Source organism: Halomicronema sp. CCY15110 (assembly GCF_016888165.1).
Classification (GTDB): Bacteria; Cyanobacteriota; Cyanobacteriia; order Phormidesmidales; family Phormidesmidaceae; genus Halomicronema.
Genome location: NZ_JACSWC010000295.1, coordinates 1 through 9,525 on the forward strand (window position 1 = coordinate 1; position 9,525 = coordinate 9,525).

Consider the following 9,525-nt stretch of genomic DNA (forward strand, 5'->3'; position numbering starts at 1 on the left):
AGTAGGTGGACACAATTATTTCGCAGACGGGTTTCGACTCCGCTCAACCCTCAACCTCTTACCTGGACAGTGATATCTCTGATTGAGCGGAGTCGAAATCAGCCACTTGGTTGCCGTTTAACTAGGCCCAGCTACTTACTCTCCATGACCGCGCTGCCTGAGCAATCAGCGTTCCGGGCACCGGACACCTTGCAACTTTTTGCCACAGTCGATCGCCAAGGTCGCGACCATGCATTTGCATCGCCCACCAGATGCCCGCCTCAGCGTGAGAGAGGCCTGTATAGCTCCGGTGTGCGTGGGGCGAGCTAGTCAGCGATCGCGGATTCAGCGATTTTAACGACGATGACCGAGCCGCCCGCATGGTGCATTACATAGTTGCTGACGCTGCCGAGCCAAAGCTCCGACAGGCCAGAGCGATTATGCCGACCGATGACAATAAGGTCAGCCTGCCAGTCTTTAGCTACCTGACAAATTTGCCGACCCGGATCTCCCACGGCCTGGGTCCATTCGGTGGCGACGCCGTGCTCCTGTTGCACTTGGTTGGCCTTGGCATCAAGCACTTGCTGATTGGTTTTTTGCTCGATCTGCCACTGGCCGATGTATAGCTGAAAAGCATCGACATTGACCGCTGAATGCATGCCGTCGGCAGTGATGTACATCGGGTTGGGATAGCCCGACTCGGGCGGCAACAGCACATGCATCAGATTGAGAGTGGCCTGACTAGGGGCCGCGATCGCGATCGCCTCTTGCAACACTTTGGCGTTGATCGCGTCGTCTTCGCCCAGGGCAACCAAAATTCTTTGATACATAGACCAGTAATAGGGGATAAGGGGCGCGGGCGGCTGGGGAGTCGGGGATGCTGAGCGAGCCGCTAATCTCTAGGTGCCCCAAGCCTCATACCCGCAACGGTGTTAACGCGATTGATGCAGCACTTTTTCTAAGGTTGCTAGCAGGGTGGTGGCGCGATCGCGGTGGCTGTTGGCCCCCATGAGCCCGACCCGCCAAACTTGACCCGCTAGATCACCCAAACCGCCGCCGATTTCGATGTGGTGCTCCAGCAGTAGGGTACGGGCGACGGCTTTGGCATCCACGCCTGCGGGCACGCGCACCGTAGTCAAAGTCGGTAAGCGATAGGCGCGATCGACATGACAGCTCAGGCCGATGGACTCCAAGCCATCCCAGAAAAATTCGGCGGTGTCTTGGTGGCGCTGCCAGCGGTTTTCCAGTCCCTCTTCGGCGAGCAGGCGCAAAGCTTCGCGCAGGGCAAAGGTGAGGTTGACGGGGGCCGTGTGGTGATAGACGCGATCGCGGCCCCAATATTTCCGCAGCAGCCCCGCATCGAGATACCAGTTGGCGACTTTGGTTTGGCGCTGTTCCATTTTGGCGATCGCCCGTGGCCCCATCGTGAAGGGGGAAACGCCGGGGGGGCAGCTCAGGCCCTTTTGGCTACAGCTATAGGCCAGATCCACTTGCCATTCATCCAAAAAGATGGGGACGCCACCCAAGCTGGTGACGGTATCGACAATCAACAAACAGTCAAATTCGCGGCAGAGGTCGCCCACGCCTTCTAAGGGTTGTCGAGCCCCGGTGGAGGTTTCAGCGTGTACCAAGGCCAGGACGGCGGGGCGGTGTTCTTCCAATGCAGCGCGAATGGTTGCTAGCGAAAATACTTGGCCCCAGCTTTGGTGCATCGTGCGGACATCAGCGCCATACCGTCCGGCCATATCCACCAAGCGATGACCAAAGTAGCCCATGACGCCGACGAGGACGCGATCGCCCGGTTCCACCACGTTCGCCAAGGTCGCTTCCATCGCGGCGGAGCCCGTCCCCGGCACCGGATAGGTGAGTTCGTTCTCGGTTTGCCAGGTGTAGCGCAGCAGGTCTTGCACCTCGTCCATCATTTGCAGATAGGCGGGATCAAGGTGACCGATGGGCTGACAATTCATCGCGGCGACGACGGTGGCCTCAGCATTGGAGGGGCCTGGCCCCAGCAACAAGCGTTCGGGCACCTGTAGCGGCGCTAGGGATAGCTTGTGGGCAGCATTCACTTTTGATGTATTGAGCGGCAAGGTTGAGGTCATGGCTGGCAATCGTGTGGGAGCGTTCTTCTATAATTTTCCATTGTCGGTTGGGACGGCAGCGATCGCGCCAAAATCCCACCCGATGTTTGCGTAAAGTAACTTTTTTCACAGACAAGAGGCCGCCATAATGCCATCAACTGATCTCAAGCTTGGGACGGAATATCGCTGCCAGGCCCACCTTGATCTGTTCAAGTCGCCGGCCTGCGAAGGGTTGGTGACTCAAGCGGCGATGGGCCGCCACCTCCGCATCACGGCATGGCCCGAGGTTCACGACACCGCGATCGCCGTCTGCCTGTGCGAAGACGACTACCCCGGCTGGCTGCCCGTTGCCGCTTTGGCCGCGTTGCAACCCGCCGATCGGCCCTATGTTGCACCTGAGTGGACGACGACCGCGATCGCCGCGCAAATTCCTGACATTATTCGCTTTACCCAGGTCGCAATGACCCAAGCCAATACCTATCTCTGGGGGGGCACTGTGGGGCCAAACTTCGACTGCTCGGGTTTGATGCAAACCGCCTTTGCCGCTGCGGACATTCGCCTGCCCCGCGACTCTTATCAGCAAGAAGATTTTGTCGAGGCAGTGGCGCTGAAGGAGGTGCAACCGGGGGATCTGTTGTTTTTTGGGCAGGGCGATCGCCCCAATCATGTGGCGCTGTATCTGGGCGACGGTCGCTACATCCATAGCTCCGGTCGGGATCAAGGGCGCAACGGCATCGGCATCGATTCTATTACTGATCTGACTGATCCCATTAGTGCCACTTACCATCGGCAACTGCGCGGCGCGGGTCGCGTGACTCGCAGCTATCAGCCCCAAGGACAGCCGATGGCTTGTCGGTAGGTCTGGGGCCACACCAATCGCCGGGGGCGTTGGTTGAGCCGGGGTCAATTAGAGCTTGCGATCCATCACTTCGGTGAGCTTGGTCAGGGTCTCGTTGAGCTTTTCATCGACGCTGGGTTCCGCTGCTGCTTCTACCTCTTCCTTGCGTTTAGCTCTTTCAAACAGTCGCACCATCACAAAGATGACAAAGGCGATGACGATGAAGTTCATGATCGCGGAGAGAAACAACCCGTACTTCACGCCATTGGCCGAGAGTTCAGCAATGTCTTCGACTCCAGCGGCGCTTAAAGCGGGCGTCAATATCAAGGGGGTAACGATATCGGCGATGAAAGAATTGACCACTGCGCCAAAGGCCCCGCCGATGATCACGGCAACGGCCAGATCAACGACGTTGCCCCGCATCAAAAAAGCTTGAAAATCTCGCATAAAGCCGCCCGCCGAATTAACGGCTCGATTACGCGTTTGCTGGTTGGCCATAGTGTCTCAATCTCCTGAGGGCTAAAGAAGGCGCTTAAAACTGCTCGAAATCATAGCAGACCCGAAAACGACTACTCATGATGGCAACAGAAAACGCGATGAATCCAGTTTGGCGGGCTATTGGCGGGAGCTGATCGGAGTTGTCCGGGACAACCTTGGAGCCACCTTGCTAGGACGCAAGGAGCTGTCAGCACTCAATAAATTTTACTGTTGAGGATGGAGGTTACAGGGGCGGAGCGATCGCCCACATCGTGCCAGCGATATCCATTACGAAGACGTAAACAACTACGTACTTTGTTCAAGCAGTATCAAGAAACCTCTCAAAGCCCCACGACTGTGTTGGGTTACACATACAGTGCAAGAACCTGAGCCTTAAAACGAGCCAGTAGATGCAGGTATTTTGTCCTGTCGCCGTTTGGGATCACTGCAGTTTTGTCGAAATTCTGGCTGCTGTTGTCCGATTGGCTTCCCACTCTTCGTAACTATGCAAATATTCCAACCCCTCCGTCTGCACAATTTGCGGGGCGATTTGTTTGGCGGATTAACCGCTGCGATCGTGGCGCTACCGTTGGCCTTGGCCTTTGGGGTCGCCTCTGGGGCTGGCCCCACCGCCGGACTGTACGGCGCGATTTTTACCGGATTTTTTGCGGCCCTGTTTGGGGGTACGCCAGCCCAAGTGACCGGCCCCACCGGGCCAATGACCGTGGTCATGGCGACGGTGTTTACCAAGCTGATTGCGCAAAACCCAGAACACGGCTTGGCGATGGCCTTCACCGCAGTGATGCTGAGCGGGGTGTTCCAAATTTTGTTTGGCATTCTCAGGCTCGGCAAGTTCATCACGCTTATGCCTTACTCCGTGATTTCGGGGTTTATGTCGGGCATTGGCGTCATTATCGTGACTTTGCAAATTGCGCCGCTGTTGGGGCATCCAGCCTCTAGCGGCGTGATTGACTCATTGCAGCAATTGCCCACCGTGCTCGCCAGTCCGGAGCCGGTGGCCGCCGGACTGGGGATCTTGACCTTGATGATTGTCTTTGGCTGGCCCAAGCACCTGGCCAGAATGGTACCGTCACCGCTGGTCGCCCTCGTGGTGTGTACTGCCATTTCGATCTTCGTTTTCGGCCACACAGACGTGGCGCGCATTGGCGAAATTCCGCAAGGGTTGCCCCAAATTCAGTGGCCCCGACTCAACGCGAATCAATTGCAAGCGATCGTCGGCTATGGTCTGATGTTGGCGATTTTGGGCGCGATCGATTCTCTACTGACGTCGCTGGTGGCCGACAATATCTCGCGCACTCAGCACAACTCAGAACAAGAACTGATTGGTCAGGGGATCGGTAATTTGTTGTCGGGACTCTTTGGCGGGTTGCCCGGTGCGGGGGCGACCATGCGAACGGTGATCAACATCCAGGCGGGGGGACAAACGCCTTTATCTGGCATGTTTCACGCGCTGGTGCTGCTATGCATTGTGCTGTGGGCTGGGGACATTACATCCCAAATTCCCCATGCGGTGCTGGCGGGCATCTTGATCAAAGTGGGCATGCGCATCATTGACTGGGATTTTTTGTGGCGGGTCTGTCAGGTGTCGATTCGCGCGACGGTCGTCACCTATGGCGTGCTGCTGTTGACGGTGTTTGTCGACTTGATTACCGCTGTAGCGGTGGGCGCGTTTGTCGCCAACATTTTGACGATTCAGCGGTTGACCAGTCTGCAAATCGAAAAGGTGCGCGCGGTGCAGCGGCCAGAGGATGACCCAGAAGTGATCCTCACACCGGAAGAAGGCTATTTGTTGCAGCAGGCGCGGGGCCGGGTGTTGCTGATTCAAATCAGTGGGCCGATGAGTTATGGCACCGCTCGGACAATTTCGTTTCACATGGGCCGTAGCCATGAAGCGATTATTCTCGATTTGAGCCGAGTCCCGCTAATTGGGGTGACGGCAGCTCTGACGATTGAAAAAGAAGTTAAAGCGGCGCGTCAGCAACGGCATCGGCAAATTTATATTGTGGGGGCGCAGGGCCAGGTGGCCGATCGCCTGCGCCGATTCAAGATTCACCAGGTGCTGCCTGCTAGCCACTTTTTGCCGACGTGCTATCGAGCCTTGACGCTAGCGCTAGAAACTCTGGGCGAAGACATCACCTCGGTCAACTTGATCAATCCACCGTTCTGCCATTTACCGCCTTATCCCACCATGACGGCATTATCCACAAATGAAGTGGTATCACCCCAAGCGGTCAAGTGATCCCCCGCATTGCTGGGCGGCGAGGGTAGATTTTTTGCAGGTCAGCGATCGCGTTCTTGCCGTTTCGCCTTATCCTGTGTCTGATGATTTGCCGCTGAGTCTTCAGTCGCTGCCCTTATGAAACTGCCTCCTGCCCTCAAGGCAACTTATCAACGGCTCAAGCCCTATCTGCGCTGGTTTATTTTGGCGCTGACTGTGGGCTTCATTCTGCACACGCTGCGGTTGAACTGGCAGCAGGTATTGACCCTGCGCCTGACGCCGTATGCGATCGCCGAGCTGTTGCTGGCGCTGGGGATCACGCTGTCCGCCCACATTTGGTCGGGTTGGGTGTGGTACGGCATTATGCGATCGCTCAATGCGCCTGTGCCCCCGACGTGGACGATCATCACCTATCTCAAAACCAACCTGGGCAAATATCTCCCCGGCAATATCTGGCACTTTGTGGGGCGCATCCAGTTTTTGCGGGAATACGGCACCTCAACCGGGGTGGCGATTACTGGAGTGGTGCTGGAACCGTTGCTCATGGCCGCTGCCGCGCTGGCGATCGTGCTGGTCAGCCTGCCATCCACGCTGGTGCAGCTGGTCATTTTAATGGCGGTATTGGTGGCCCTGCATCCCCGCATTTTGAATCCCGTGTTACAGCGACTGGCCCAGGCCAAGCTGCAGCAAGCCGATCAGCTGGAGTCCGACCCGCTACCAGAAACCGCCCAAATTCCTCAACTCCAGCAATACCCCTGGCGGCCCTTGTTGGGGGAATTAGCCTTCGTGGCCCTGCGCGGCGTCGGGTTTGTCTTCTGCTTTATGGCGCTCTATTCCCTCGATGTGGCGGACGTGTGGACTTTGGTCGGGGCATTTAGTTTGGGGTGGCTACTGGGGTTAGTGATCCCCGGTGCCCCCGGCGGGCTCGGCGTGTTTGAAGCCACGGTGTTGGCGGTGCTGACGCCTCAGTTTCCGGCGGCGATTGTGTTGGGGGTGGTGGCGCTGTATCGCTTGAACAGCACCCTGGCAGAGGTATTGGCAGCCGGGTTGGCGGTGCTGGATGAGCGCTGGAACGCGGCCATCGAACGACGGGCCAATGCCCCCGTCCTTCTAGAAGAGGAAGCACAGAGCTTGCCGCAGTTGCCAGCGGGCGATCGCTAAGGAATGAGAATTGAATCAGTTGGGTTAGCCGTCTCGGCTTTTCCAAAGCAGGCAAGATGCCTGCCCTAACAATTTGGATGTTATTTGGTTCTCACACCTCATGCGCTGAGGCGGGTGAGGGGTGCCCAGTGCGTCATCGGCTGGTTTCTAACGATTCTTCAAGGAGGCTGCGGACGCTGGGGAGAACGTGTGAATCTATGGAAATGCCTTTTCATCCCCCTGCGCGGACATGCAATTTCAGCAGCTGCAAACTCGATTAAAAACGTTGTGGCGATCGCCCGACGAGTTTGATGTGCGCGATTGCCAAGTCCTGATCGTGCCGTCTCTGAGTCTCGACCAGTCAGAGCTGCAAAAGATTGCGGGCGTCCACTACTACGAAGAGCGGCTCCTGTTTTCCCTGGCGCGGCTGCGCAATCCCTACACGCGGCTGATTTACGTCACCTCGCAGCCGCTGCATCCCAGCATTGTGGACTATTACCTGGAGTTGCTACCGGGCATTCCCAGCTCCCACGCCCGCGATCGCCTCGACCTCTTTGCCACCTACGACGCCTCGCAAAAGCCCCTAACCCAAAAGCTGCTGGAGCGGCCCCGGCTGTTAGAAAAGATCCGTCGTCGGCTCGACTCAGACCATGCCTACATGGTGTGCTTTAACGCGACGCCGCTAGAGCGCGAACTGGCACTCAAACTCGAAATTCCCTTGCTGGGGCTGGATCCCGATCTGCTCTATTGGGGTACCAAAGGCGGCAGTCGGCAAATTTTTGCGGAATGTGGCGTGCCGCACCCCGACGGCAGCGCATTAGTGAATGACGTTGCCAGTCTGGCTGATGTGACTGCTGACCTGTGGGAGCGGCAGCCTGATTTGCAGCGCATTGTGATCAAGCTGAACGAGGGGTTTTCGGGCGAGGGCAATGCCCTGCTTAATTTGGCCCCCTTGGCGGCGGTCGCCCCCTCTCAGGCCACCCACGGCGAACGCGCCCAACAGATTCAGCAAGCCTTTCAGCACTTGCGGTTTCAATGCCCGACCGAAACCTGGACGCATTTTGAGCAGAAAATTCACAAACTGGGGGCGATCGCCGAAGCCTTCATCGAAGGCGACGTGAAGCGATCGCCGAGTGCTCAGGGGCACATCAATCCTCTGGGCGAAGTCGAAATGCTCTCGACCCACGATCAGGTGCTCGGCGGCCCCGACGGGCAAATCTTTTTGGGTTGCTCGTTTCCCGCTGATGAGGGGTATCGCCTGCGCATTCAGGAAATGGGGGCCGCGATCGGCAAAAATCTGGCCCAAAAAGGCGCACTTGAACGGTATGGGGTGGACTTCGTCGCCGTCTACCATCCCGACCAAGACCCCCAGTGGGAACTGCACGCCATTGAGATCAACCTGCGCAAGGGCGGCACCACGCATCCGCTCATGGCGCTCAAACTGCTGACCGATGGCAACTACTCGCCAGCGGACGGTCTGTTTTATACCCGGCGGGGCCAACCCAAGTTTTATCGCGCGTCTGACAATGTGCAGCAAGAGCGCTACCGGGGCCTCCTGCCCAGTGACCTGATGGATATTATTGTCAGCGATCGCCTGCATTTCAACAGTATCGAAGGGGTGGGCGCGGCCTTTCACCTGATGGGCTGTCTATCGGAATATGGCAAATTGGGCCTCACCAGCATCGGCAACTCCCCCGAACAGGCGGAGGAAATTTATCATCAAGTCGTGGCCTCCCTCGATCGCGCGACCTAATCACCGCAGCTTGGGGAGACTCACCGGAGAACGAAGCCTCTGGTGGCTAAGCCAGCAGGACGGCATGGCGTGATCTACGCGACGCTATAGGATGAGAGCAGCCCCACGTTTTGACATGACCATGACTCCCTCCAGCGATCGCCCAGATATCGACGCCACCGCCGCAACGCTGACCGAACAGTCCACCCAAGTGGGACTGACCGCTGAGCAATACAAGCGCAAAATGGAGCGGCGCAAAGCGGTACAAACAGAACGGCTCGCGGCCCGCACGCTAGAAAAAGGACTGATCATCGTCCACACCGGGAATGGCAAAGGCAAGACGACGGCAGCGCTGGGCATGGTATTGCGATCGCTCGGCCACGGCTATCAGGTCGCCATTATCCAGTTCATCAAGGGCGCTTGGGAACCAGCGGAAAAAGCCGTGTTCGAGAAATGGCCCGACCAACTCGACTTTCATGCCCTGGGCGAAGGCTTCACCTGGGAAACCCAGGATCGCGATCGCGATATCGCCAAGGCTAACGCCGCCTGGGAAATCGCCCTCACCTACATCCGCAATCCGGCCTATCGCACCATTTTGCTCGATGAGGTCAACATCGCCCTCAAGCACGGTTTCCTGAGCAGCGATCAGGTACTCGCTGGACTCGCGGAAAAAGCCCCTGACACCCACATCATCCTCACCGGACGCGGTGCCCCCCAAGACCTCATCGACCAAGCCGACCTCGTTACCGAAATGTCCCTGGTCAAACATCCCTTTCGCGAGCAGGGCGTCAAAGCCCAACCCGGCATCGAGTTTTAACCCTCATCTAATTGCAGAAGTGGAGTTTTGACAGTTGGGTTAACCTCACCGCCTGCGGCACCTCTCCTTGGCAAGGAGAGGTTTATTCAGAAACGGGTGAAAAGTTGGGTCTGGATCTCACGGAGCTTCCGGCCCCTCTCCTTACTAAGGCTACTAAGTACACACAAGTCATGTTGTAGTAGGATGCTGCCAGAAAACATGGGGTCATCGAGATGGAGAATC

Annotated in this window: 8 protein-coding genes; 5 read left to right on the forward strand and 3 right to left on the reverse strand. The window is 57.4% G+C overall.

Annotated features, from left to right (window positions below; genetic code table 11):
• Positions 1 to 305: 305 nt before the first annotated feature.
• Both JUK32_RS12650 and JUK32_RS12655 read right to left on the reverse strand, forming a co-directional pair.
• Entirely contained in the window at positions 306 to 809 is a 504-nt protein-coding gene (locus JUK32_RS12650) for a universal stress protein (RefSeq protein ID WP_204139218.1), read from the reverse strand.
• A 102-nt stretch (positions 810 to 911) separates the two neighbouring features.
• Positions 912 to 2,081, reverse strand: a complete 1,170-nt coding sequence (locus tag JUK32_RS12655; RefSeq protein WP_204139219.1) for an alanine--glyoxylate aminotransferase family protein — start codon at positions 2,079 to 2,081, stop codon at positions 912 to 914.
• A gap of 127 nt (positions 2,082 to 2,208) precedes the next feature.
• Between JUK32_RS12655 and JUK32_RS12660 the strand changes: the two genes are divergently transcribed.
• Complete coding sequence (locus tag JUK32_RS12660) at positions 2,209 to 2,919, forward strand: C40 family peptidase (protein WP_204139220.1); 711 nt, start codon at positions 2,209 to 2,211, stop codon at positions 2,917 to 2,919.
• A gap of 48 nt (positions 2,920 to 2,967) precedes the next feature.
• On the opposite strand, the gene mscL is transcribed toward JUK32_RS12660, so the two are convergent.
• Positions 2,968 to 3,396: a large conductance mechanosensitive channel protein MscL gene (gene mscL, locus JUK32_RS12665; RefSeq protein WP_204139221.1), complete on the reverse strand. Its 429-nt coding sequence runs from the start codon at positions 3,394 to 3,396 to the stop codon at positions 2,968 to 2,970.
• A 484-nt stretch (positions 3,397 to 3,880) separates the two neighbouring features.
• Here mscL and JUK32_RS12670 point away from each other — a divergent pair, with 484 nt between their 5' ends.
• The 4 genes from JUK32_RS12670 to cobO all read left to right on the forward strand — a co-directional run bounded on the left by JUK32_RS12670 (position 3,881) and on the right by cobO (position 9,303).
• Positions 3,881 to 5,635 (forward strand): SulP family inorganic anion transporter, encoded by a 1,755-nt coding sequence (locus JUK32_RS12670; RefSeq protein WP_204139222.1) that lies wholly within the window; start codon positions 3,881 to 3,883, stop codon positions 5,633 to 5,635.
• 117 nt (positions 5,636 to 5,752) lie between these two features.
• Positions 5,753 to 6,775, forward strand: a complete 1,023-nt coding sequence (locus tag JUK32_RS12675) for a lysylphosphatidylglycerol synthase domain-containing protein (RefSeq protein ID WP_204139223.1) — start codon at positions 5,753 to 5,755, stop codon at positions 6,773 to 6,775.
• Between the two features lie 229 nt (positions 6,776 to 7,004).
• Complete coding sequence (locus JUK32_RS12680; protein WP_204139224.1) at positions 7,005 to 8,507, forward strand: peptide ligase PGM1-related protein; 1,503 nt, start codon at positions 7,005 to 7,007, stop codon at positions 8,505 to 8,507.
• Between the two features lie 121 nt (positions 8,508 to 8,628).
• Positions 8,629 to 9,303 (forward strand): cob(I)yrinic acid a,c-diamide adenosyltransferase, encoded by a 675-nt coding sequence (gene cobO, locus JUK32_RS12685; RefSeq protein WP_239112609.1) that lies wholly within the window; start codon positions 8,629 to 8,631, stop codon positions 9,301 to 9,303.
• Positions 9,304 to 9,525: the final 222 nt, after the last annotated feature.

What these genes read in the sequence shown, in the direction of transcription:
- JUK32_RS12680 (WP_204139224.1), top strand. Translation starts at nt 7,005, where the DNA reads ATGCAATTTCAGCAGCTGCAAACTCGATTAAAAACGTTGTGGCGATCG.
- JUK32_RS12650 (WP_204139218.1), bottom strand. Translation starts at nt 809, where the DNA reads ATGTATCAAAGAATTTTGGTTGCCCTGGGCGAAGACGACGCGATCAAC.
- JUK32_RS12670 (WP_204139222.1), top strand. Translation starts at nt 3,881, where the DNA reads ATGCAAATATTCCAACCCCTCCGTCTGCACAATTTGCGGGGCGATTTG.
- JUK32_RS12675 (WP_204139223.1), top strand. Translation starts at nt 5,753, where the DNA reads ATGAAACTGCCTCCTGCCCTCAAGGCAACTTATCAACGGCTCAAGCCC.
- JUK32_RS12660 (WP_204139220.1), top strand. Translation starts at nt 2,209, where the DNA reads ATGCCATCAACTGATCTCAAGCTTGGGACGGAATATCGCTGCCAGGCC.
- mscL (WP_204139221.1), bottom strand. Translation starts at nt 3,396, where the DNA reads ATGGCCAACCAGCAAACGCGTAATCGAGCCGTTAATTCGGCGGGCGGC.
- cobO (WP_239112609.1), top strand. Translation starts at nt 8,629, where the DNA reads ATGACTCCCTCCAGCGATCGCCCAGATATCGACGCCACCGCCGCAACG.
- JUK32_RS12655 (WP_204139219.1), bottom strand. Translation starts at nt 2,081, where the DNA reads ATGACCTCAACCTTGCCGCTCAATACATCAAAAGTGAATGCTGCCCAC.